The sequence below is a fragment of the Acinetobacter sp. YH12151 genome (assembly GCF_013418355.1).
Lineage (GTDB): Bacteria > Pseudomonadota > Gammaproteobacteria > Pseudomonadales > Moraxellaceae > Acinetobacter > Acinetobacter pseudolwoffii.
Map to the genome: position 1 here is coordinate 1 of NZ_VPCG01000041.1, position 22,544 is coordinate 22,544.

Annotated in this window: 23 protein-coding genes and 2 rRNA genes; 6 read left to right on the forward strand and 19 right to left on the reverse strand. The window is 45.1% G+C overall.

From position 1 onward, the window contains the following. From FTU82_RS12805 to FTU82_RS12815, 3 genes are all read left to right on the forward strand, one after another. Positions 1-242, forward strand: a 23S ribosomal RNA gene (locus FTU82_RS12805); the annotation flags it as partial. A 198-nt stretch (positions 243-440) separates the two neighbouring features. Further along, positions 441-555: ribosomal RNA gene (gene rrf, locus FTU82_RS12810) — 5S ribosomal RNA — on the forward strand. Between the two features lie 199 nt (positions 556-754). Beyond that, positions 755-1,933: a PQQ-dependent sugar dehydrogenase gene (locus FTU82_RS12815; protein WP_180101422.1), complete on the forward strand. Its 1,179-nt coding sequence runs from the start codon at positions 755-757 to the stop codon at positions 1,931-1,933. Between the two features lie 868 nt (positions 1,934-2,801). Here the strand turns inward: FTU82_RS12815 and FTU82_RS12820 are convergent. The 5 genes from FTU82_RS12820 to ribF form a co-directional block, all read right to left on the reverse strand. Next, the gene (locus FTU82_RS12820; protein WP_180101424.1) at positions 2,802-3,344 is read right to left on the reverse strand and encodes an NADPH-dependent FMN reductase; all 543 of its coding nucleotides are present in this window, start codon (positions 3,342-3,344) and stop codon (positions 2,802-2,804) included. A 135-nt stretch (positions 3,345-3,479) separates the two neighbouring features. After that, positions 3,480-3,962: a peptidylprolyl isomerase gene (locus FTU82_RS12825; protein WP_100354970.1), complete on the reverse strand. Its 483-nt coding sequence runs from the start codon at positions 3,960-3,962 to the stop codon at positions 3,480-3,482. Continuing rightward, entirely contained in the window at positions 3,955-4,494 is a 540-nt protein-coding gene (gene lspA / locus FTU82_RS12830) for a signal peptidase II (protein ID WP_074383807.1), read from the reverse strand. Before lspA ends, FTU82_RS12825 begins: the two co-directional genes overlap by 8 nt. Beyond that, the gene (ileS, locus tag FTU82_RS12835; RefSeq protein ID WP_180001714.1) at positions 4,487-7,333 is read right to left on the reverse strand and encodes an isoleucine--tRNA ligase; all 2,847 of its coding nucleotides are present in this window, start codon (positions 7,331-7,333) and stop codon (positions 4,487-4,489) included. Before ileS ends, lspA begins: the two co-directional genes overlap by 8 nt. 64 nt (positions 7,334-7,397) lie before the next feature. After that, positions 7,398-8,399 carry a bifunctional riboflavin kinase/FAD synthetase gene (ribF, locus tag FTU82_RS12840; RefSeq protein ID WP_180001715.1) on the reverse strand — a complete coding sequence of 334 codons (1,002 nt, stop codon included), beginning with the start codon at positions 8,397-8,399 and terminating at the stop codon, positions 7,398-7,400. A 243-nt stretch (positions 8,400-8,642) separates the two neighbouring features. Between ribF and FTU82_RS12845 the strand changes: the two genes are divergently transcribed. Further along, positions 8,643-9,206 carry a 5'-nucleosidase gene (locus FTU82_RS12845; protein WP_100357021.1) on the forward strand — a complete coding sequence of 188 codons (564 nt, stop codon included), beginning with the start codon at positions 8,643-8,645 and terminating at the stop codon, positions 9,204-9,206. A 66-nt stretch (positions 9,207-9,272) separates the two neighbouring features. On the opposite strand, the gene FTU82_RS12850 is transcribed toward FTU82_RS12845, so the two are convergent. From FTU82_RS12850 to FTU82_RS12890, 9 genes are all read right to left on the reverse strand, one after another. Then, positions 9,273-9,893 carry a TetR family transcriptional regulator C-terminal domain-containing protein gene (locus FTU82_RS12850; RefSeq protein WP_005173402.1) on the reverse strand — a complete coding sequence of 207 codons (621 nt, stop codon included), beginning with the start codon at positions 9,891-9,893 and terminating at the stop codon, positions 9,273-9,275. 325 nt (positions 9,894-10,218) lie between these two features. Further along, the gene (locus tag FTU82_RS12855; RefSeq protein WP_180001716.1) at positions 10,219-11,025 is read right to left on the reverse strand and encodes an ABC transporter ATP-binding protein; all 807 of its coding nucleotides are present in this window, start codon (positions 11,023-11,025) and stop codon (positions 10,219-10,221) included. Between the two features lie 20 nt (positions 11,026-11,045). After that, a complete protein-coding gene (gene ssuC / locus FTU82_RS12860) occupies positions 11,046-11,861 on the reverse strand; it encodes an aliphatic sulfonate ABC transporter permease SsuC (protein ID WP_180001717.1) in 816 nt (271 codons plus the stop codon). Continuing rightward, entirely contained in the window at positions 11,861-13,036 is a 1,176-nt protein-coding gene (ssuD, locus tag FTU82_RS12865) for an FMNH2-dependent alkanesulfonate monooxygenase (protein WP_005173394.1), read from the reverse strand. The genes ssuC and ssuD overlap by 1 nt, the downstream gene beginning before the upstream one ends. Positions 13,037-13,072: 36 nt before the next feature. Then, positions 13,073-14,068, reverse strand: a complete 996-nt coding sequence (locus FTU82_RS12870) for an aliphatic sulfonate ABC transporter substrate-binding protein (protein WP_180001719.1) — start codon at positions 14,066-14,068, stop codon at positions 13,073-13,075. A 24-nt stretch (positions 14,069-14,092) separates the two neighbouring features. Then, entirely contained in the window at positions 14,093-15,049 is a 957-nt protein-coding gene (locus FTU82_RS12875; protein WP_064102562.1) for a sulfonate ABC transporter substrate-binding protein, read from the reverse strand. 333 nt (positions 15,050-15,382) lie between these two features. After that, positions 15,383-16,726 (reverse strand): amino-acid N-acetyltransferase, encoded by a 1,344-nt coding sequence (gene argA / locus FTU82_RS12880; RefSeq protein ID WP_180001720.1) that lies wholly within the window; start codon positions 16,724-16,726, stop codon positions 15,383-15,385. Positions 16,727-16,859: 133 nt separating this feature from the next. Beyond that, positions 16,860-17,246: an RcnB family protein gene (locus FTU82_RS12885; RefSeq protein ID WP_005173379.1), complete on the reverse strand. Its 387-nt coding sequence runs from the start codon at positions 17,244-17,246 to the stop codon at positions 16,860-16,862. Between the two features lie 245 nt (positions 17,247-17,491). Continuing rightward, entirely contained in the window at positions 17,492-17,881 is a 390-nt protein-coding gene (locus FTU82_RS12890) for an RcnB family protein (protein WP_005173376.1), read from the reverse strand. Positions 17,882-18,000: 119 nt separating this feature from the next. Here FTU82_RS12890 and FTU82_RS12895 point away from each other — a divergent pair, with 119 nt between their 5' ends. Further along, complete coding sequence (locus FTU82_RS12895; protein WP_225553372.1) at positions 18,001-18,180, forward strand: hypothetical protein; 180 nt, start codon at positions 18,001-18,003, stop codon at positions 18,178-18,180. Between the two features lie 14 nt (positions 18,181-18,194). Here the strand turns inward: FTU82_RS12895 and FTU82_RS12900 are convergent, their stop codons facing one another. The 5 genes from FTU82_RS12900 to ubiG form a co-directional block, all read right to left on the reverse strand. Further along, positions 18,195-18,350 (reverse strand): hypothetical protein, encoded by a 156-nt coding sequence (locus FTU82_RS12900; RefSeq protein ID WP_005173373.1) that lies wholly within the window; start codon positions 18,348-18,350, stop codon positions 18,195-18,197. A 181-nt stretch (positions 18,351-18,531) separates the two neighbouring features. Beyond that, a complete protein-coding gene (locus FTU82_RS12905) occupies positions 18,532-18,951 on the reverse strand; it encodes a hypothetical protein (protein WP_074383818.1) in 420 nt (139 codons plus the stop codon). Positions 18,952-19,312: 361 nt separating this feature from the next. Next, a complete protein-coding gene (locus FTU82_RS12910; RefSeq protein WP_180001721.1) occupies positions 19,313-20,059 on the reverse strand; it encodes a YciK family oxidoreductase in 747 nt (248 codons plus the stop codon). A gap of 39 nt (positions 20,060-20,098) precedes the next feature. After that, positions 20,099-20,788, reverse strand: coding sequence for an HAD family hydrolase (locus FTU82_RS12915; RefSeq protein ID WP_159516510.1), 690 nt, complete (start codon positions 20,786-20,788; stop codon positions 20,099-20,101). Then, positions 20,785-21,513, reverse strand: a complete 729-nt coding sequence (gene ubiG, locus FTU82_RS12920) for a bifunctional 2-polyprenyl-6-hydroxyphenol methylase/3-demethylubiquinol 3-O-methyltransferase UbiG (protein WP_180001722.1) — start codon at positions 21,511-21,513, stop codon at positions 20,785-20,787. The genes FTU82_RS12915 and ubiG overlap by 4 nt, the downstream gene beginning before the upstream one ends. A gap of 227 nt (positions 21,514-21,740) precedes the next feature. Here ubiG and FTU82_RS12925 point away from each other — a divergent pair, with 227 nt between their 5' ends. After that, positions 21,741-22,355: a thiol:disulfide interchange protein DsbA/DsbL gene (locus FTU82_RS12925; RefSeq protein ID WP_005173368.1), complete on the forward strand. Its 615-nt coding sequence runs from the start codon at positions 21,741-21,743 to the stop codon at positions 22,353-22,355. Positions 22,356-22,544: the final 189 nt, after the last annotated feature.

A 22,544-nucleotide genomic window follows, 5' to 3' on the forward strand; every position in this document is an offset into this window, starting at 1 on the left:
GGACCAGAGTGGACGAACCTCTGGTGTACCGGTTGTGACGCCAGTCGCATCGCCGGGTAGCTATGTTCGGAAGGGATAACCGCTGAAAGCATCTAAGCGGGAAGCCTACCTCAAGATAAGATTTCCCTAGGACTTTATGTCCTCTAAAGAGCCGTTGAAGACTACGACGTTGATAGGTTGGATGTGGAAGTGCAGTGATGCATGAAGCTGACCAATACTAATTGCTCGTGAGGCTTGACTATACAACACCCAAACAGTTGTTGTATAAAGCTCGATTGATTCGATATTAAGCAAAATAACTTGATTTAGTGATCAAGCTAGTTAAACTAAACAAACTTAATTCAACACAAATATTCTGTTAATAACTCATTTGGAAAAAGCATTGGCATACACTGAAAAGTGACGAAATAAGACCAAGGCAAGTATCCATAAACAGTTGTGCTGGCGACAATAGCAAGAGTGAACCACCTGATCCCTTCCCGAACTCAGAAGTGAAACCTCTTTGCGCTGATGGTAGTGTGGGGTTACCCATGTGAGAGTAAGTCATCGCCAGCTCATTATTCGAAACACCCCCTGCATAAGCAGGGGGTGTTTTTTTATGCGCGGGAAAAAATAGGGAAATTATAAATAAACGCCCAAACTAACGCGCTCTACAACTTTTAAAATATATCCATTTACCTTTCTCTGCTGAATTTAGCTCAAAAACTCTGTATCTTGATGTTAATTTGAACAATAAGTCAGTATGGAGAAGATAATGTTATCGCAATTTAAAATAAAAATTTTACTCAGTTGCTGTGCTTTGGCATTTACTGCCTGTCATGCAGAAAATTCATCTTCTAGTTCTAGTAGTGCTCAACAGGCGGCTACAGCAGCCAGCTCTCCAGACTCAGTCTCTTCGCATGTGCAAAAATATAAGGTTGAACAGGTTGCTCAATTTAATGAACCTTGGGCAATAACTACTTTGAATGATGGCCGGCTGCTGATTACTGAGCGCAAAGGAAAATTGCAGCTTTTTGATCCAAAAACCCGGAAAAAAATCGAAGTCAAAGGCATTCCTCAAGTGGCTTATGGTGGGCAGGGTGGTTTAGGTGAAGTGACTTTACATCCGGATTTTGCAAACAATCAATGGATCTATCTGAGTTATGCTGAACAAGGTCAGGGTGGTTATGGTGCTGTGGTGATTCGCGGCAAACTGGATTTAAATCAGGCTACCCCGCAGTTAACCCAAATTGAACGCATCTGGACTCAAGTGCCTAAATTTTCAGGGCAGGGGCATTATGGACACCGCATCGTGTTCGGGCTGGATGCGAAACTCTGGATCAGTTCAGGGGAACGTCAGCAGTTTGATCCTGCACAGGATATGCAGTCTAATGCCGGTAAAATTATTCGCCTGAATCAGGATGGTTCAATTCCTGCAGATAATCCATTTATGAATCAGGGTAAAATTGCCCAGCAGATCTGGAGTCTTGGACACCGCAATCCTTTAGGCATGGCTTTTGATCCGAAAGGGCAGCTTTGGGTGATCGAAATGGGACCGAAAGGCGGCGATGAGCTGAACAAGATTGTCAAAGCTAAAAATTATGGTTATCCACTGGTATCCAACGGAGATCACTATGATGGCAAGCCGATACCCGATCACAATACCCGTCCAGAATTTGAAGCACCCGTACTGGATTGGACACCGGTAATTTCTCCTTCAGATTTAATGTTTTATACCGCTAATGTCTTCCCGAAATGGAAAAATAAAGCGATTACGACCGGTTTATCTTCCAAGGCGATTGTGATTGTAGATACCCGCCCATCTACAGCCAAAGAAGTTCAGCGTCTGGATATGAAAGAGCGGATTCGTGGGGTTGCTCAGGCACAGGATGGTACGTTGTGGGTGATTGAAGATGGTTCACGAGCTGGCCTGTTAAAGATGACAGCACCTTAGTCTGCGGCTTTAAAGCTTGTCATTTCAACACCAGAGCTTGAAAAGTAGAAGGGTGGTTTTAATCACCTGGCTTGCTAGCCTTGTTTTAATATGATCCTGATATAAAAGAAAAGGCCTCTACATACTGTAAAGGCCTTTTCCTATTCTGGCAAAGGTATAATGACTGTTATACCGATCAGCATCCTGCTCTATGAAGTTTTTTATTTTTCTTAGCAGACTTCCTGTCTGGGTGTGATCTGAATATAGCCTGAAGTAATGCCGCTCAACAGGGCTGTTTGACTGCATCACCTGTAAGTCAATGTCGACATACAAGCTCACTAAAATCGGTTAAGCGTGATGATTCAAGTAAAGCCGAGGCTATGCTTATGCCGTATTTGAGTAAAATATTATCTTGGTTAGCATCATCAAGTCATTTGAATAGAACCACTATAAAATAATAACCACGGCATTCTATATTGAGCATTCAAAGCCTGATCTGAGCTTTGTATTTATCCGTGTGTACATATAAAGCTATTTTGCCTGTTCTGTACAAAAGTGTTTGGGGGATAGGGAAGGGAATTTGCTAGAGAGCTGCCCGTGATGTCAACTGGGGAAGCCGAATGATAGTTTGATGCATCCAGATCTTGATCCATGCCTAAAACAGAAAAGCCTCAACATCCTGTTGAGGCTTTTCTGGATTTGCTTCTCAGATCTGACTCCTGTCCAATCTGTCAACGTCCTGTCGATTTGCGCTTTTTATCGTTGTAGTATCGCTTTGCAGACTTCCTGTCTGTCTATGCACTTACTATAGCTTGGTAGAAAAATAACGCATAGCGGCTAAACTCTGCGCTCCATGTAGGCTAAAACTTACACGGCTGTCATCTAGCCATTAAGCACTGACATATTGAATCAGTCTGTCCACCACAGTTTTTAAATTTTTATTATCAAATTCATTGCCCTGGAAAGAATAATCCTGGTTACGTGCAAAAATGTCGCGAATTTCAATTACGGCATTGGTATCTACTAATCCAAGTTGAGTCCCCACTTGACGAATCTGGTCAATCGAACGTGAACCGTTGGTGACACCATAACCAATATAGGCTGCCGGTTTGCCTTGCCATTCCTTGGCGAGGTAATCCAGCGCATTTTTTAGCGCAGGGCTGTAGCCATGATTATATTCAGGTGTGATAAAAATAAAGGCATCGCCGCGCGCAATTTTGTCTGCCCAGTCTTGCTGTTTGGGCTGATCATAGATCCCGGTCAGTGGCGGATGAGCACCGCTAAAGAGTGGAAGAGCCCATTCTTTTAAATCGACAATTTCAATTTCAAGCGTACTAAAACCATAGCTTTTAATTTCCTGCAGTACCCAGTGCGCCACTTTAAGCGCGGTACGCCCCTCACGTACACTGCCGACCACAATATAAATTTTCATGCCTATTCCTTTCTGGGTTTCTTATCATCCAATTAAATTAATCAGATTTCAGAGAGGTGACTAGAGATGATTTGTATCCTGAGCATAAAAAAGCTCCCGAAGGAGCTTTTAAAAATCATGCGATTAGCAGATGTTTTACATCAACTTTAGGCCTTGCTGACCGGCAGGGGTTACTTTAAAGATTTCCACTTCAAAGGTGATGTTCTTGCCTGCCAGTGGATGGTTAAAGTCCACTTCGGTGATGTCATCATTGACTGAACGTACCACACCATACAAAGTCGCCTTGGCTTTGTCTTCAAACTCGATCATGTGACCCTCGATCGGACGTTCTCCAAACTTCACCGTATCGAACTTCTGGATGTTTTCCGGATTCCACGGACCAAAAGCATCTTCCGGAGGCAGACTTACGGTACGACGGTCACCGGCACGTAAACCAAACAGTGCTTTTTCAAAGCCCGGTAATAAATTGCCATCGCCAATCGTGAGGCTGACTGGTGCTTCACGGCTACGAGTATTGTCAATTTCTACGCCATTTTCGATCGCGACAGAAAAGTGCAGCTCGACCTTAGAGCCGTCTGCAACCCGGGTTTCTTCATTAGGATGAATAAAATCAGTCATGTTGTGCTTGCGCCCGTTGAATTCGATGTTTTTCTAAGAAAAAGGTATCAATTAGCATCAGAATAGTGCCAAGCGTGATGGCACTGTCTGCGATATTGAAAGCAGGGAAGTGGCTGTTCTGGTAATACACATGAATAAAATCGACCACATAGCCGAGACTGACCCGGTCGATTAAATTACCGATTGCACCACCCAAAATCAGGGCAATTGCTAGCGGTAAAACCTTCATGTTTTTTGGCATACGCATCAGCCAAAAAACAAAGATCACAGACACAATCCCTGCCAGTGAAGTAAAGAAATAACGTTGCCAACCACCCGCATCGGACAGAAAACTAAAGGCAGCGCCATAGTTATGCAATAGTGTCCAATTTAAAAAGGGCAGCACAGGGATAGGATCTGCATAGTTCAGATTCGTCACTGCAATCCATTTGGTCCATTGATCCAGAATGATCGCCACAATGGCCAGCCCAATCCACCATAAATTATGTGGATAGAACTGGAATAAGCCCTTTTTAGTCTGGGTATTAGGCATATTTTCTCTCTTCGCCTTGGCCTGTAGGAAGGTTAATAATACAACGGCCACAGAGTCCTGGATGTGAGCTATGTGTATTTACATCCGGAAGCACGTGCCAGCAGCGTACACATTTCTCGCCATCTGCCGCAGAGACTTTCACGTTAAGCCCTTCAAGATCTGAGGCTTCACCTTGTGTAGCCTCAAACTCGTTCACGATCACTTGCGAGGTAATCAGAACGAAGCGTAATTCATCATCGAGACGGTCAAGTACGGTTTTCAGTTCTGTAGTTGCCCACAGTTCAACTTTCGCCGACAGGTTCGAGCCGACTGTTTTGGCACCACGTGCAGTTTCAATAAACTTGTTCACGGCCGACTTCACCGCAATCAGGGTTTGCCATTCTGCTTCTGAAATCACGTTGGCTGTAGACGCGACCGGAATGTCATACCATTCAGTGGTGAATACATATTTCTCTGATTGCTCAGGAATAAGTGGCCAAGCTTCTTGTGCAGTAAAGCTCAGGATCGGTGCCATCCAGCGCACAAAGGCCTGTACCAAATGATACAACGCAGTTTGTGCAGAATGACGCGCTTTTGAGTCCGCTTTGGTGGTGTATTGACGGTCTTTGATGATGTCGAGGTAGAAACCACCGAGGTCGTTGATACAGAAGTTAGTTAATGCGCTGGTCACGATATGGAAGTTCATATCTTCATAAGCTTGCTGAACGGTTTTCTGAACTTCCGCTGCACGTTGCAGGATGTATTGATCCAGTGCAATCAACTGATCGACTGGTAATGCATCTGTTGAAGGTTTGAAGCCATTCAAGTTCGCTAACAAGAAACGCAAGGTGTTACGGATACGACGATAACCATCGGATGCACGGCTAAAGATTTCTTTACCCGCGGTCATTTCATAACGGTAATCCGCAGAGGCGATCCAGAAACGCAAGCCGTCTGCCCCCATATCTTTAATGATGTCTTGCGGTGTGATTACATTACCGATTGATTTCGACATCTTGCGGCCTTTTTCATCGACCACGAAACCGTGAGTCAGCAAGCCTTTATACGGTGCGCGTTCATTGATGGCAATCGAGGTCAATAACGATGACTGGAACCAGCCACGGTGCTGGTCTGAACCTTCAAGATACAAATCAGCAGGATCAGTTAAGTCTTCACGTTCACGCAGTACCGCATAATGGGTGGTACCAGAGTCGAACCAAACGTCTAGCGTATCGCGTACAGCATTGTATTGCTCCGCGTCCGCACCGATGAATTCAGATGCATCACGGTTGTACCAACCATCAATGCCTTCTTGTTCAATCAGTTTTGCTACGATTTCGATTAATTCAGGTGTACGTGGGTGCAATTCATTGGTGTCTTTATGTACGAAGAACGGAATTGGCACGCCCCAAGTACGTTGACGTGAAATACACCAGTCCGGACGACCTTCGATCATGGCCTGAATTCGGTTTTTACCCCAATCTGGAACGAATTGGATGTCATTTTCAATCGCATTCAACGCGCCCTGACGCAGGCCTTTGGCATCCATGCTGATAAACCATTGTGGTGTGGCACGGAAGATAATTGGGGTTTTATGACGCCAGCAATGTGGGTAGCTATGCTTGATTGGCTTATGTGCCCACAGCTTATTGGCTTCACCCAGCGCCGCAATAATTTGTGGATTGGCTTTATAAATGTGCTCACCCGCAAACAGTGGCGAAGTCGGTAAATACACCCCATTTCCGCCGACTGGATTGTCAACCTTCAAGTTGTACAATAAGCCCACTTTATAGTCGTCCACACCATGGCCGGGTGCGGTATGAACTGCACCGGTACCGCTGGTGGCAATCACGTGTTCGCCCAAGATCACTGGTACTTGACGATCGCTAATTAAAGGATGTTGCAGAACAAGGTGTTCAAGTTTGCTACCGCTAAAGCTTGCAATTACTTCGAATGAAGTAAAACCATAACGCTCAGTTGCAGATTCCACCAGATCTTTGGCCAGGATAAAGTTTTGTGCTGCTTTTTCGTCACCACGTGCTTTCACCAGTTGATACTCAATTTCGGCATGTACAGCAACGGCCTGGTTGGCAGGTAGTGTCCAAGGCGTGGTGGTCCAGATGACGATGTCTGTTGAATCACTAACAGTTACACCCAAACGTGCAGATAAATCCGCTAAATCAACCACCGTAAAACCGACATCAATGGCATCTGATTTTTTATCTTCATATTCAACTTCAGCTTCAGCCAAAGATGAACCACAGTCCAGACACCAGTTCACCGGTTTCAGACCCGGCTCGATATGACCGGCTTTGGCAATCGCACCCAATGAACGTACGATGTCGGCTTCCTGTTTGAAGTTCATGGTCAGGTAAGGGTTGTTCCAATCACCGAATACACCCATACGCACGAAGTCTTTCTTTTGCAGTTCAACTTGGGTGTAGGCATATTCACGGCAGGCTTTACGGAAGGTAGAGGCATCTACCTTGACGCCGACTTTACCGACTTTTTCTTCAACTTTCAGTTCGATTGGCAGACCGTGACAGTCCCAGCCCGGTACATAGGGTGCGTCAAAACCATCCATGACACGGCTTTTGATGATGATGTCTTTTAATACTTTATTGACCGCATGACCCAAATGGATTTGACCATTTGCATAGGGAGGGCCGTCATGAAGCACGTATTTTTTCTTGCCAGTACGCGATTCACGAATCTGCTGATAAATGTTGTCGGCATACCACTCTTCTAACCATTTCGCTTCACGTACTGCCAAATTTGCTTTCATTGCAAAGTCAGTACCTGGGAGGTTTAGCGTGGCTTTATAGTCCACTGCATTTTCAGGAGTTTGCTTATCGCTCATGCAAGTCGTCTTCCAATCTAATCAGTTATGTCACTGACACGTTTTACAATAAAAATATGGGATATTAAAAGGGAAATGTGGGGTGATTTCGACGAAACTCAAGCAGTTTCTCGACATCATCATCAATTCCGGCTTTTAGCGCTTCAAGCGAAGGATAGTCCTTTTCGCCATGTAAATAGTTTAAGAACGTCACCCGCATCAACAGGCCATACAGATTAGCAGAAACATTTGGAAAATGTACTTCTAATCGCCACTCTGGATGTGCTTGTTTAATGGCTGGACGTGTGCCGACATGCCCTGCCCCAAACAGGGCAGTCGGGTCATAACCCGCAATACCGGTTTGAGTTGCAGAGTCAGCTTTTACTTTGTCTTTTAAGGATTGTGTTTCGCAAATAACTTCAACCCCATAAATTCCCTTCAGGCAGGGCTTATGACGGTTGAGCCGTACATTAATAGTGGGAAAATCAATGGTTCGACCAATCTGATCGCCATATTGCACCCGCCCGGTAATGCTATAAGGACGACCCAGCAATTGTGCGGCCAAGGCTAAATCACCGGCTTGCAAGGTCTGGCGAATCCGGGTGGAACTGACGCGTTCACCATCTAGCGCAATAGTATTTAAATTGGTCACTTCAAAGCCATAATTGCGCAGGAATTCGCTGTTGCCCTGGCGATTTTTACCAAAGTGAAAATCATCGCCTAAGACCAGATGCCGGGCATTCAGTTTTTCTTTTAAAATATCGGCAAAGGCTTCTGCGGTCAGGCTGCGAAAAGTATGATCGAATTTCGCCACCGCAATATAGTCCACACCGAGTTCAGTCAGGTATTCGACTTTTTCACGTAAGGATGAAATCCGCGGTGGGGCTTCATAACCCTTAAAATATTCAAGAGGTTGCGGCTCAAAAATCATTACAACAGATTTTAAACCCTGTGCTTCAGCCACCTGTTGCAGCTGACGGATCATCGCCTGATGACCTAAATGCACGCCGTCAAAATTGCCGATCGTCAAGGCCGTTTTGGGTAGTTCAGAATGAGATGCTAAAGCATTTAGACGGAGCAGCTGCATGGGCAAATCAAGTGCTTGGAAATATCGAGAGGCTATATATTGCCATAATCTCGCCGTTTCGTCTTGTTGTTGTGTTTTTATGCAATATTTTTCTTGAAAATTCATTTTCCTGAATATCAAATCAGATTGTTTTTCGATGCTTTAAATGGATCCGATCAGCGCATTCCTGCTTTTCATTCAGCGAATTTTGCTTTCTAATGTCAGCGCTTTTCTTTGTATTTTTCTTTGTATCAGGTATTTCAAATGTCCAATCTGGCACTCATCATGGCGCTACCCAATGAATCAAAAGGCTTGTTTGAAGCTCAAGGCATAAATGTGCATTACAGCGGGATTGGTAAAGTGAACGCAGCCTTTAAAGCCTTCGAGGTGATTCAAAAAACGGGCTGCACAACCTTGCTGAATTTGGGTACAGCTGGCAGCTCGCATTTTAATGCCCATGAACTGATTGAAGTCAGTCAGTTTGTACAGCGTGATATGGATGTTTCACCACTTGGTTTTGAAGTCGGTGTAACACCCATGGATCAGGATTATCCTGCCGCGATTGAACTGGAGGCTTTCTTTGAACATTTACCCAAAGGAATTTGCGGGACAGGCGACAGTTTTGAAACCGGTAGTGCGAAAGTGCCATGTCATCTGGTCGATATGGAAGGTTATGCCCTGGCAAAAGTGTGTAAGAAGCTCGGTGTTCGCCTGATTTCAGTCAAGTATATTACGGATGGGGCCAATGAGACTGCGCATCTGGACTGGGAAGAAAACCTGTTACTGGGTGCGAAAAAGTTATTAGATTTATATCGAATGGTAAAATAAGAGAGAAGGGTAAGTTTGCTCGGCGACCATAGCAGCTATGGTCGTATGCCAATCAGAAGCGCTTGCTTATTTATCCGTACGTGGAATCACGCCGTATAACATCATATTGACCGTATGCTGGATAATGCGTTGCTGCATACTGCGGTTACGCAAGGTTTTCCCTGTCACCATTTCCATCTGGGTCGAAAAATCTGCATAGTTCTGGGTAAGGGCCCAAATATTCAGAATCAGCAATTCAGGATCGATATCTGCTGAAATCTTGCCCTGTTCCTGCCAGTTAGAAATGACTTTGGCCTTACGCTTCACCAGTTTCTTTAGCGGGCCTTTTAAAATTTCCAGTATATGCGGTGCGCCTTGGATCACCTCTAAAGCAAACAAACGAGATGCTTTAGGCTGGGTACGCGATACTTCAATTTTTTGCATTAAATAGTTGGTAATCGCTTCTTCAGGCTCAAGTTCGGCCTCAAGGGTTTGTAAAGGCGCCAGCCATTTTTGTAGAACGGTGGTCAATACCTCTACATAGAGGGCTTCTTTATTTTCATAATAATAGAAAATATTCGACTTATGCATTTCTGCAATCTGTGCAATTTCATCTAGACTTGCCCCATTAAAACCGTACAGGGAAAATACATCTAGTGCAGCATTCAGCAGCTGGTTGCGTTTTTGAGTACTCTTTTTTTGTTCCATTAGCAAATATAAAAAACAATGAAAAAATGGGAATCCTCAATTGTACGGCAAATCATCAGATTTGTGCACACAGTCCATGGCTAATTTTTTGAATAATGATGATTTATTCTCTAGATCAATATTTAAAATGGCTTAAATGCATCAAGCCAGAGCAAAAAATGCAAGTTTATGAAAATACTTAAATTATTGAAATATTTTTATTTTGAAATAGAGTCAGAAAATGAATGCTTTTATGACCCGGATTAGCCTGCAGTTTTAAATTCAGCTCAGGACTTGGCTTGAAGATGAAACCCAAAACTCCCCTATTCTGGGCTTCATCGGATATTTAGGTGGCCAAAACTGCCTGTAAGACTTGCTGTTCCAGTTCTGCAAATTTCAGACTTTTTTGCCGTGGACGTGGCAAGCCAACCCGAAACTCTTTGGCAATATGACCCTTATCCAGCAGGATAATCCGGTCTGCCAGTTGCACTGCCTCACTGACATCATGAGTCATCAGAATCGCGGTAAAGCCTTGCTCGGTCCATAAGCGTTCGATCAGGTTTTGCATCTCCAGACGTGTCAGGGCATCCAGGGCGCCGAGTGGTTCATCCAGCAGCAGAATACGGGGCTGATGCGATAATGCACGTGCTAGGGCAGTCCGTTGACGTTGACCGCCAGACAACTGTGATGGCCACAGCCCGGCTTTTTCTTTTAAGCCCACTTTTTCCAGCATGTGTGAAGCTTTGGCATGTTGCTCTTTGCCGAGGCCTAATTGTACATTCTGTTCGATGCTACGCCATGGCAGCAGGCGCGGGTCTTGAAACATCACCCGAATATCATCTGCAGTAATTCCTTCACGGATATGCCGTGCGGATTTAAACTTGATTTCGCCATAACTCTGTTTTTCCAGATCAGCAATCAGGCGCAAAAGGGTACTTTTACCACAACCACTACGACCGACAATCGCTAGAAATTCGCCCGGTTGAATATGCAGATCCAGATCTTCCAGAACTTTGACTGAACCATAAAATTTGTGCAATTGTTCAATAATGATTTCGGCACCAAGGGCTGCATTCGGATTGATATCTTTCGCAGGTTGCTCGGGTGGTGCAATCGGGTCATTGACATGACGCCCTAAACTCAGATCAGTCATTACATGCTCCTCATTTCAATTTATTTTTGATAGCCGGCATGCCAGCGCAGCAGGAATCGTTCTAAGGCGACTGCCAGCACATCGGCCAGTTTACCGAGCAGGGCATAGAGTAAAATACCGACCAGGACGATATCCGTTTGCAGGAATTCGCGTGCATTCATGGTCATATAGCCAATACCGGACTGGGCAGAAATCGTTTCGGCAACAATCAAAAGCACCCAGACCAGCCCTAGAGAAAAGCGTAGCCCGACTAAAATGGAAGGCATTGCTCCCGGGAGAATAATCTCTTTATACAGCTGCCAACGCGTGAGGCCATAGCTTTTACCCATCTCGATCAATTGTGGATCGACTGAGCGAATTCCGTGATAGGTATTGATATAAATCGGGAAAAATACCCCGATCGCGACTAAAAACAGTTTGGCGGATTCATCAATGCCGAACCAGAGAATCACCAATGGAATCAGCGCGAGCGCCGGAATGTTGCGGATCATCTGCAAAGTGGTATCGAGCAGGGTAGAGGCGATTTTGGATGAACCATTTAACAGACCCAATAACAGACCTAAACCACCACCGACCAATAAGCCGCTGATGGCACGTCCTGCGCTGACTTGTACATGAGTCTGGAGTTCGCCGCTGAGCAATAAATTCCAGAAGGCCAAAATCACTGCACTGGGTGCAGGCAAAATCCGGCTTTCCAGTAGACCTGTGCTGGAAGCAATTTGCCAAATGGCAATCAATACAACTGGAACCAGCCAGGGCAGCAAATACCGCCCCAGAATTGTTCCACGTGAAACCTGCTTTTCTAAGAGGGTTTCAACGGAAACGACTTTCGACATTAAGCAGACTCCTGAATTTTCTCAGCCTGCTTGTTCTCATCCGGTGTGTAGTTATTCGCTACGATTTCACCGAATGGACCCGTCAAGTTTGGTTGAGCCAATTTTTTCTGGGTTTCCAGTGGAAGGAATGGGAACACCAGTTCGGCAAAACGGATGGATTCTTCCAGATGCGGGTAACCAGAAAAAATGAAAGTATCAATTCCTAAGTCCGCATATTCCTGAATACGTGCTGCGACAGTTGCTGGGTCACCGACCAATGCAGTCCCTGCGCCACCACGCACCAGTCCTACACCGGCCCAGAGGTTTGGCGATACTTCCAGCTTGCTACGGTCGCCGTTGTGCAATTCAGCCATACGACGCTGACCGACCGAATCCATAGATTTGAACTTGGCTTGGGCCGCAGCGATGGTGGCATCATCGACATATTGAATCAGTTCTTCTGCTGCCGCCCAGGCCTGTTCATTGGTTTCACGCACAATCACATGCAGGCGAATACCGTAGCTCAGTTCACGACCCTTAGCGGCTGCCTTGGCACGCACATTTTCAATTTTTTCTTTCACGGCAGCAGGTGGTTCACCCCAGGTCAGGTAAGTGTCCACCTGATCGGTGGCCAGTTCAACCGCATCATCTGAAGAACCACCGAACCAGAGTGGCGGATGTGGCTGTTGTACAGGTGGATAGAGGAGTTTGGCATCATCGACACTTAAGCGTTCGCCGTGGAAAGTGAAGCTTTCACCAGTATGTGAACGTTTTAAAATTTCACGCCAGATGGTGGTGTATTCAGTGGCCGTTTTATAGCGGGTTTTGTGATCTTCATAGACGCCGTCACCTTTTAGTTCCTGCTCATCACCACCAGTCACTAGATTTAGCAGCACCCGGCCATTGGATAAACGGTCAAAGGTTGCAGCCATACGTGCCGCCAGCGCAGGTGTGGTCACCCCGGGACGAAGTGCCACCAGAAATTTTAATTTTTTCGTTGCATCAATCAAACTTGCTGCTGTTAACCAAGGATCTTCACATGAACGGCCTGTGGGAATCAGGACACCTTCATAACCTAAATTATCGACCGCAACTGCAATCTGCTTCATATAGGCATGATCGACTTGGCGTGCACCTTTGCTGGTGCCCAAGTAGCGACTGTCACCATGTGTTGGGATAAACCAGAAAATTTTCATGTGATATTCCTTAAATTAAATGATCTTTTTTGCTAATCAATGTGTAGCTGCTGGCGACCAGATCTGTTGCTGGACGCTGATGGTTTTGGGAATCAGTTGAACCTGCTGGAAGAGATCGGCAATATTCTGTTGGGCTTTGATCACTTCCGTCGTTAAAGGCTGAACCGGCGAAGGTTTAAGACGACGCTCAAATGCAAGCTTTGCCACTTCTGGTTTCAGACCGGTACTTTTCTGATAAATATCTAGGGCTACAGCCTGGTTTTTAAGAATCCACTGGTCAGAGGCATTTAAAGCCTGAATAAACTTCTCGGGACTATCCGGATGCTTCTGAATAAATTCGGGATTGCCGATATAAAAGGAGTAGGTTTGCGGAAAGTCACTGGATTCAATCAGTACCTTCACCTGGCTGTCGAACTCGGCTGCGCCCAGGAAGGGATCCCAGATTGCCCAGGCGTCAATGGCTTTTTTGTCAAAAGCAGCACGTGCATCCGCGGGTGGAAGCCAGACGGCTTGAATCTCTGGCCAGCTTAAGCCGGCTTTTTCCAGAGTTTTGGCCAGAAGTTCATGGGCACTTGAACCTTTCTGCACCGCGATCCGTTTTCCTTTCAACTGTTGAATCGTCTGGATGGCACTGTCTTTCGGCACGACCACGGCCAAAGAGTTTCCAGCCACTTTTTCAAAGGCTACATAGCTCAGGGCTTTATCTGCAGCCTGGGCAAAAATGGGTGGGGTATTCCCTACATAGCCATAATCCACTGCACCGACTGCCAGTGCTTCCAGCATTTGTGGACCCGCCGGAAACTCTTTCCACTCAATTTTGGTATTGGGAAATTGTTGTTCTAACAGCTTTTCATTGCGTGCTACCAGCAGATTCAAGGCTGATTTCTGAAAGCCAATCGCAATGCTTTGTACCTGTTGTGCTGCTTTAGTTTCTGCAGCAGCCGTTTGCTGTGATTCCTGTTTCTGGCAGCCAGTCAGACTAAAGCTCAATAACGCTAAGCTGATATAAAAAACTGTTTTTAAATGACTCATTTTTATTCTCAAAGTATTCTGCTGTTATTTAATAATTGCTGCATCAATATTCAGCTTTTGTGGAATTAGCTGCTGCGCATAAAACGCATCGGCGACCTGTTGCTGTTTTTGAATCACGTCAGTCGTGAGGGGTTTAACACCGAAGCCCATGCGTGAAATAGAGGTTTTTAAGACATCGACGGCCAGACCTGTCGGTTTTTGCAGGAGCTGAGCAGCAGCATCCTGATTTTTTGCCACCCAGTCCGTGGTCAGGTTCAATTCATTGACAACTGCCTGTACCACCTGAGGATGGCTTTCTGCGAACTTGCGATCTGCCAGATAGAACTGGTGGTTGCTCACCACATTTTCACCACTGGCAATGACACGCGCACCAATCTGATGTTCAGCAGCTGCAAAAAACGGATCCCAGATCACCCAGGCATCGACTGCACCACGTTCAAATGCAGCACGTGCATCGGAAGGGGGTAAATAAATTACTTCGATATCATCAAGGCCAAGCTGGTTGGCTTCCAGAACTTTTAACAGTAAGTAATGCACATTTGAACCTTTGTTCAGGGCCACCCGTTTGCCTTTCAGATCCTGAATGGACTGGATTGGTGAATCTTTCGGTACAATTAAGGCTTCGGCTTTAGGTGCTTGCGGCTGATTGGCCACATAGACCAGATTTGAGTTGGCCGCCTGAGCAAAAATCGGCGGTGCTTCACCGGCTTCACCAAAAGAGACGCTGCCAACGTTCAGTCCCTCAAGCAGTTGCGGACCAGCAGGAAATTCTACCCATTTCACATTGATCCCTTGTTGCTTCAAGGTCGTTTCCAGCGTGCCGCGTTCTTTTAAAATCGGTAATACGCCGTATTTTTGAAAACCGATATTCAGGGTAAGGGTATCTTCCTTTTTCGAGCAGCCTGAAAGCATCATGACACCCGCCATCGCAGTACCGAGTACCACAGTCTTTGTTAAAAACTGAACATGAGATTGGCGCATGAATCAAAACTCCCGAAAATGACAAACTATTGAATGAAAACTTAGGGACACGCTAATCGTTTTTGTTTTTCTAAAAAAATAACTATTCAGGAATTTCTAATGAAGAAAAAAGATAAATAAAAAAGCGCAAAACTTATGCGAAAAAGTGATTTATATAAAAATGAATATTTACTATTTAAGTTAATTAAGATTTTGAAATATATAATTATATTTTTAAGTTAAATATGTTGATATGTTTATCTGAAAAGCAGCAATACAATCTTAACAACTAAATCAAAATTACAAGATATCTTTATCTGAAATTAAGCTAAGGCACCAAAAGAAAAAGTCACTTTAAAGTGACTTTTTGCAAACAATGGAATTGCGTTGATAATTATAAAAAGCCTGACGGGCATCCGGCAGATCATCGACTGAAGCCGGTTCAAAGCCCTGTTCCAGAAACCAGTGCGCGGTACGCGTGGTTAAAATAAACAGCTGCTGAATCTGCATGCTTTTGGCTTTTTCTTCAAGATAATGCAAGATCTGGCTACCGCGATTGGACTGGCGATAACTTGGATGCACTGCGACACAGGCAATTTCTGCAGAACGTAATTCATCGCCCGTGGTCGGAATCGGGTAAAGGGCTGCACAGGCCAGAATCATGCCATCCCGTTCAATCACGGCAAACTGGTTAATTTCATTTTCCAGACGCTCACGGGAACGATAGACCAGAATCCCTTCTTCTTCTAATGGACGCAGCAAGCCGATCAGGCCACCGACATCCTGAATATCTGCCATTCGCACTTCTTCATAATGCGCGTCAGTGACCAAGGTGCCAGAACCATCACGGGTAAACAGCTCTTCAAGTAGCGCACCATCATAGGCATAGGAAATCAGGTGCACCCGATGTACGCCGTTCATGGAGGCCTCTTGTGCTGCCTTAAGTTGCAAGCCTCTTTCAAGCCCATCTTGTTCTGCCGGAATATAGTCATCCAGCTGTTGCGGGGTGACTTCGCGTTTGAGCTGGCCGTTACTGTCCATTAAACCATGCTGCTTGCCCAGAAAAATCAGCTTATCTGCCTTCAGTCGAATCGCAGTTTTGGTCGCAACTTCTTCAGCCAATAGATTAAAAACTTCGCCGGTGGTGGAATAACCAGTCGGGCCAAGCACCACAATATTATGGCTGTCCAGATGTCGCTGAATCGCATCGGTATCGACCGCGCGGACTTCACCAGTGAGCTGAAAGTCTATGCCATCACGAATGCCATAAGGTTTGGCCGTCACAAAATTTCCTGAAACCGTATCAATACGGGCACCATACATCGGTGAGTTGGCCAGTCCCATAGACAGCAGGGCTTCAATTTGCAGACGAATCGAACCGACCGCATTCATCACACAGCTTAAGGATTCACGTGTGGTTACCCGGCGCTGCTGATGAAAGGGCGTACTGATCTGGCTCTGCGCCAGATTCTGGTTAATTTGCGGACGCGCACCATGTACCAGAATCAGCCGAATGCCCAAAGAGTGCAATAAGGCGATATCGTGAATGATATGTTGAAAATTGTCATTTAAGACCGCTTCACCATCAAACATGATTACAAAGGTTTTGTTGCGGTGCGCATTGATATAAGGCGCAGAATGGCGAAACCAGTGCACATATTGCAATGTTGTGCTGTGTGAGGTTTCTGCTGAAGTCATGCCTGTGCCTATTTCAATGATTGAAGATCCAGCTTTGATTCTAATGAAAAAAAACGCAAGTGGAAGTGCAGAAATAAAAAAACACCTGAAGGGTACTTCAGGTGTCTGCAAGACGAGCAGCAATGGAGAAAAATTAATTGATGATTCGTACAATTCTATTGCTACGTTCATTGACCAGAACGTAGTCATTGTTGACTTTGTACCATTGCTGGAAACGGCCGGTATTCGGTAAACGGCGAGCTTCGCGATCACTGACTTCAAAACGCTTGTTATCGTATTGACGCGGTAAGCTTTGTCCTACGCGCCAGTCACGGCTTGGATTAACCATACGGTTGTTATGGCGGCGGTCATCATTCCAGCGACGGTCGTCATTCCATTTTTTACTGTCTTTGGCATTCCAGTGCGGTGCCGGTTTATGCGGATTATGGTTATAACGCGGATCATGCTGTGGTGCTGCCATTGCAGAAGTAGCCAACAAAGCACTTAGGGATAACGCAATTGTAGTTAGGACTTTTTTCATGGCTCTCACCTAAAATGTAGATCTGATTTCGATGAGATTAAATTAGCGAATAAGTACATAGAAAGCGTGAGGGCTATTTAGTTAAATTGTTAAATTCATGAAGAAATTTAGAAGATAAATCACTTGAACCAAAAGTGTGAAAATCAGCAGGAGTTTTAATTCAAAAAATTTCAATTGCTGAAAATAAAAAAGACCCAAACATGGTTGAGTCGATAAGAGGATCGGAGCTTGAACAGGATGGTGAATTAATCCCCCACAATCCGGATAATGCTGTTATTTTCAGAATTGACCAGAATATAGTCATTGTTAATTTTATACCACTGCTGTTTGCGATCTGGTCGAGGCAGGTTATGCTCTTTATATTCGACTTTATAGCCATTGCCACGATAATGTTGCGGCATGACATAGCCAGGCTGCCATCTGAGCTGTTGCAGGCGTTTGACTCCGCGTTCTTCACGCATACGGCGTTTATCATGTTGCCCTTGATCATTTTCACGGAATTCACGGCCTTTCTTGCCATGCCCATGACGGCTATCCATTTGTGATTCAGCATTGAAATGAGGGGAGGCTATTGCAACATGACTCAGCATGAATGTACTGCAGGAGATCGCTAATGCCACCAAAACCTTTTTCATGTTGAACCCTCATTAAATCGTTCATGTTCTACTGTGTCTAATATACGGAAAGATTACAGAGAAACTGTGAAGAACAGGCACCAGTTTTATAACAAATGCAGAGATATTATGATTATGTCATGATTTTACATGAGCTTAGGCTGCGCATTTGTCCGATGACCCGACAGGCTGAGCCTAGTTCTTATCTCATCAAAGTGGGGGCAAACATGCAAGCTAAAATCGATGATTTAGCTCAAAAAAACAGCATTGAAGTCACACCGAAACGATTTATGATCGGCTTAAAACACAGAAAATTCTAAAAACTTTCTGGATATTAATTCCATTGCTCGGTCAAACCTTGCAAGGACTGAATCGCTGCAGCCACCGATTCAGCTTGAACTGCATCATCGAGTGCCACAATGAGAGCCTCGGATAACTGCAAATGTTCGATGCGGCGAATGGTGTCAATTTTACGTTTTTGGTCAGCCATGCTGTGTTCCTGATTTAAGCTATATGGGATCAGAAAAGCATAGCTCAGAACAATTTATTTGAAAAACCGAATAATTTTATAAATTTGATATAAAAAATCGATTGATTGTCAGGCTGATAAAACACAGGCTAAAAAAAGGCACTTTTAGGAAGTGCCCTCATAGATATAAATTGCGTGGCTTTTAATATGCGTAATTCAGATCGGTATAATCGTTAAGTGATTTCTGTACATGTGCCTGAATAAAGCTACGGACATCTTCGGCAGTCATGGCTTTCCCCTGATTGCTGATCACATGCTCGATTTCGGGTTGGCCTTCAATTTTAATGCGATAAACAAAATGCTTGGCCAGACGATAGCGATCGTCTAATTTTTCAATTCCGGTCACATAATAATACGCATGTTCAAAATTCAGATCACTATGTGAAAAAACAAACTGATCGAATAATTTCAGTTTCTGACCATTTTCGAGTGCCTTGATGTCATCCACAATACTGGCTTCAAACTTGGTGTCATATTTTTCTGAAATCGGCTGTTGATCGATCAACAGTGAAACCATGCCATCTTCCAGGTTGCTTACGGTCATGTTGTTTAATTCAGTCATGGTGCACTCGAGTGAAATTTGTTGGAGCTTAGTATGCTGTAATTTGAGGGGAACTCAAGGCTGGCTGTATCAGGCTGCGGAAGATTTATTCACTGTGCGAAGCTCAAACGGAAATGAAAAGGCAGCGATTACTGCACTGCTGTCTCATCATCTTTTCTTCAGATATTTAAATGGCTTATGTCGACGAAATCCTACTTTTGACAGACCCAAAGTAGGCAAAAGTCTTTTGTGCGCCATACCCAACATCCTTGTCAGGATGGCTAAGGTGTGACATTCCTGTCACACTCGCGTATCCAAAATCCACTCAATACAATTGTGGGACAGCAACAGCAGGCGCTTGCTGATATTAAATCAAGATGTTTTAATCTTGTGCATCGATACTCTGACCATTCATATGCAGACTGTCATCACCCATCAGATACAGATAGGCCGGCATAATGGAATCGGGTGTAGGCAGGGTCTTTGGATCTTCATTGGGATAGGCCTTGGCGCGCATGGCAGTACGTGTTGCCCCGGGATTGATGCAGTTATAGCGGATATTCGGATGCACCTGCTCTTTGGCAAATAACTGGTTCACCGCTTCAATGGCAATTTTAGACACCGAATAAGCGCCCCAGCGTTCGCGGGCTTCGCGGCCTACACCTGAACTGGCAAACACCACCGAAGCATGCTCGGATTTTTCTAATAAGGGCAACAGCGCCTGGGTCATGATAAAAGGTGCCCGCAGATTGACCGCCATGACATCATCCCAGACATTCACCGGATAATCCGCCAGCGGAACCCGTTCACCTAAAATCCCGGCATTATGCAGAATTCCGTCCAGACGGCCAAACTGACGATCCAGGGTATCCAGCAAAAGTTCATAATCACGTTCCGAGGCGCTCGAAAGCTGTAGCGGCAAGATGGCAGGTTGCGGCGCACCTAAACTTTCAATTTCATCATAGATGACTTCGAGTTTGTTTAAGGTACGTCCATGCAGCACCACAGTTGCACCATGCAGGGCATAACTGATTGCTGCTGCACGTCCAATGCCATCGCCCGCACCTGTGATCAGGATAATACGATCTTTGAGCAGATCGGGGCGAGGTTGATATGCTGAATATTTCATTATCTACCTCCTCATTTCTTATTGTTCAGTTTTAAGCTTTTAAGATACCGCAGTCGGCTGTTTGAGTAGCAAGGTCTGAATCAGCTGATGTAATTCTGCAACAGTATCCACTATATAGTCGGCTTGCCAGGCTGTTAAGTCATCTTTGTATTGCAGTGGTAAATAACCATAAGCTGCCAGAACGGTTGGCATCTTGGCATGACGCCCCGCATCAATATCGCGCGGATGATCGCCGATATAAATACAGTCTTCAGCCGCAAGATTCAGTTGCTTGGCAGCCAGATACATCGGTTCAGGATCAGGCTTGGTTCGGGTGACATCTTCCGGACAGACCAGCACGGCACAGCGTTCACTCAAATTCAGTGCTTTCAGTAAAGCCTCACTGAGCCAGCGTGGTTTATTGGTGACGATACCCCAGGGAATATCCTGTGCTTCCAGTTGTTCCAGTAAAGGATACATGCCGTCAAACAGATCGGTATCGACTGCAATATCTGCGCCGTACCTGTCCAGAAAGCGCTGACGATGTTGCAGAAATACCGGATCTTCCAGCTGCATTTCCGGATAGACCAGTTTCACCATGGCGCGTGCGCCTTCGGAGACCTGAGTCCGGATCAGTTCGGGTTCGACCAGCGCGCGGCCTTCTTCACGGCACATCTGCTGGATAATCCGGATAAAATCGGCCGCGGTATCAATCAGGGTGCCATCGAGGTCAAATAAAACGGCTTTCATGTGCTGGTCTCGTTCTGGCTTTCTTTGACTGTATAGACCATATAGTTGACATCGGCATTTGGTGCCAGCCAGTAGCGTTTGGTGAGCGGATTGTAGTGCAGACCGGTCATGTCTTTGAGTTTTAAGCCGGCATTGCGAATATCGTGCGCCAGCTCGGACGGCTTGATAAATTTGCTGTAATCATGGGTGCCTTTGGCCAGCATCCGCAGCACATATTCTGCACCAATAATGGCAAATAAATACGATTTCGGATTACGGTTAATGGTCGAGAAGAACACATGGCCACCTGGCTTGACCAGCTTGTGACAGGCCTGAATAATCGAGGCCGGATCTGGCACATGTTCCAGCATTTCCATGCAGGTCACAATGTCGTATTGGCCAGCCTGCTCCTCTGCCAGTTGCTCGACCGGCACCTGACGGTATTCGATATTGCTGACACCTTCCTGTTCGGCATGAATCTGCGCCACATTCAGCGGGGCAGCACCCATATCGATGCCGAGTACATCGGCACCGCGGCGCGCCATACTTTCGGCCAGAATGCCGCCACCACAGCCGACATCCAGGATTTTCTTGCCGCTCAGGCCACCGGCATGTTCATCAATCCAGTTTAAACGTAGCGGATTAATCATGTGCAAGGGGCGGAACTCAGAATGCTGATCCCACCATATAGCTGCAAATGCTTCAAACTTGGCAATTTCTTGTGGATCAACATTCAATTGCGACATCGGTGTCACCTCAATCAGTCGTGATTATCTAAAAATACATAGGGGCCGAATGGCCAGAGTGACTGACTTAAAACCTTGAAAATCAGTCCTCTGCTTTAGTGTAGCGTTTCTGGCAGAAAAAGCGATAAAAGCAGCAAAAAAGTTCACAGAATGAAAACGAAATCGGCATAATTGATTTATAGTGAACCCATACACTAAGCATAATGATTTAGAGGACGATAATCCCAATGAAAAAATTCCTTTTAGGCGCTGTTGCCGCATCTGTTTTGGCCTTTTCCGGCAGTGCTATGGCCAATTTTGTGGCAGGTCAGGACTATCAGGTGGTCGCACAACCAGTCAAAGTCGAAAAACCGGGCAAAATTGAAGTACGTGAATTCTTCTGGTATGGCTGTGGTCACTGTTTCATGCTGGAACCACATATGCAGGGCTGGTTGAAAAAATTACCTAAAGATGTTCGTTTTGTACGTACACCTGCTGCGATGAATCCACTCTGGGAACAGGCGGCACGTGCTTATTATGTGTCTGAAGCCTTGGGTGTACGCCAAAAAGCCCATTTGCAGTTATTCCATGATATTCATGACAAGCAGCGCCCAATTTTAGAACAGGCACAACTGGCCAAGTTCTATACCCGTTATGGTATTTCTGAAGCAAAATTTAACACGACTTATAAATCATTCCCGATTTCGTCAAAAATTGCCCAGGCCAAAAATCTGGCTGCTCAATATCAGTTAAGCGGCGTACCGGCGGTGACTGTCAATGGTAAATATATTGTGCAGGGCAATGATGCCAAAGTAATTCAGGTGGTGAATTACCTGATTGAAAAAGAGCGTAAAGCCAAATAAGAAATAACCGAGTATCCGTAAAAAACCTGCATCAATAATGCAGGTTTTTTTATTCAGATGGGGGAGTGATTGATAGTAAATAATTATATTGACAAATATAGTCAAACATATACAATTTAGGTATTAAATTTTAAAAAAACTTGCAATGAAATACTTGACTGAAAGCTTAAAGAAAGTAGAGCAAGACCT

What these genes read in the sequence shown, in the direction of transcription:
- FTU82_RS12815 (WP_180101422.1), top strand. Translation starts at nt 755, where the DNA reads ATGTTATCGCAATTTAAAATAAAAATTTTACTCAGTTGCTGTGCTTTG.
- FTU82_RS12820 (WP_180101424.1), bottom strand. Translation starts at nt 3,344, where the DNA reads ATGAAAATTTATATTGTGGTCGGCAGTGTACGTGAGGGGCGTACCGCG.
- FTU82_RS12825 (WP_100354970.1), bottom strand. Translation starts at nt 3,962, where the DNA reads ATGACTGATTTTATTCATCCTAATGAAGAAACCCGGGTTGCAGACGGC.
- lspA (WP_074383807.1), bottom strand. Translation starts at nt 4,494, where the DNA reads ATGCCTAATACCCAGACTAAAAAGGGCTTATTCCAGTTCTATCCACAT.
- ileS (WP_180001714.1), bottom strand. Translation starts at nt 7,333, where the DNA reads ATGAGCGATAAGCAAACTCCTGAAAATGCAGTGGACTATAAAGCCACG.
- ribF (WP_180001715.1), bottom strand. Translation starts at nt 8,399, where the DNA reads ATGCAGCTGCTCCGTCTAAATGCTTTAGCATCTCATTCTGAACTACCC.
- FTU82_RS12845 (WP_100357021.1), top strand. Translation starts at nt 8,643, where the DNA reads ATGTCCAATCTGGCACTCATCATGGCGCTACCCAATGAATCAAAAGGC.
- FTU82_RS12850 (WP_005173402.1), bottom strand. Translation starts at nt 9,893, where the DNA reads ATGGAACAAAAAAAGAGTACTCAAAAACGCAACCAGCTGCTGAATGCT.
- FTU82_RS12855 (WP_180001716.1), bottom strand. Translation starts at nt 11,025, where the DNA reads ATGACTGATCTGAGTTTAGGGCGTCATGTCAATGACCCGATTGCACCA.
- ssuC (WP_180001717.1), bottom strand. Translation starts at nt 11,861, where the DNA reads ATGTCGAAAGTCGTTTCCGTTGAAACCCTCTTAGAAAAGCAGGTTTCA.
- ssuD (WP_005173394.1), bottom strand. Translation starts at nt 13,036, where the DNA reads ATGAAAATTTTCTGGTTTATCCCAACACATGGTGACAGTCGCTACTTG.
- FTU82_RS12870 (WP_180001719.1), bottom strand. Translation starts at nt 14,068, where the DNA reads ATGAGTCATTTAAAAACAGTTTTTTATATCAGCTTAGCGTTATTGAGC.
- FTU82_RS12875 (WP_064102562.1), bottom strand. Translation starts at nt 15,049, where the DNA reads ATGCGCCAATCTCATGTTCAGTTTTTAACAAAGACTGTGGTACTCGGT.
- argA (WP_180001720.1), bottom strand. Translation starts at nt 16,726, where the DNA reads ATGACTTCAGCAGAAACCTCACACAGCACAACATTGCAATATGTGCAC.
- FTU82_RS12885 (WP_005173379.1), bottom strand. Translation starts at nt 17,246, where the DNA reads ATGAAAAAAGTCCTAACTACAATTGCGTTATCCCTAAGTGCTTTGTTG.
- FTU82_RS12890 (WP_005173376.1), bottom strand. Translation starts at nt 17,881, where the DNA reads ATGAAAAAGGTTTTGGTGGCATTAGCGATCTCCTGCAGTACATTCATG.
- FTU82_RS12895 (WP_225553372.1), top strand. Translation starts at nt 18,001, where the DNA reads ATGATTTTACATGAGCTTAGGCTGCGCATTTGTCCGATGACCCGACAG.
- FTU82_RS12900 (WP_005173373.1), bottom strand. Translation starts at nt 18,350, where the DNA reads ATGGCTGACCAAAAACGTAAAATTGACACCATTCGCCGCATCGAACAT.
- FTU82_RS12905 (WP_074383818.1), bottom strand. Translation starts at nt 18,951, where the DNA reads ATGACTGAATTAAACAACATGACCGTAAGCAACCTGGAAGATGGCATG.
- FTU82_RS12910 (WP_180001721.1), bottom strand. Translation starts at nt 20,059, where the DNA reads ATGAAATATTCAGCATATCAACCTCGCCCCGATCTGCTCAAAGATCGT.
- FTU82_RS12915 (WP_159516510.1), bottom strand. Translation starts at nt 20,788, where the DNA reads ATGAAAGCCGTTTTATTTGACCTCGATGGCACCCTGATTGATACCGCG.
- ubiG (WP_180001722.1), bottom strand. Translation starts at nt 21,513, where the DNA reads ATGTCGCAATTGAATGTTGATCCACAAGAAATTGCCAAGTTTGAAGCA.
- FTU82_RS12925 (WP_005173368.1), top strand. Translation starts at nt 21,741, where the DNA reads ATGAAAAAATTCCTTTTAGGCGCTGTTGCCGCATCTGTTTTGGCCTTT.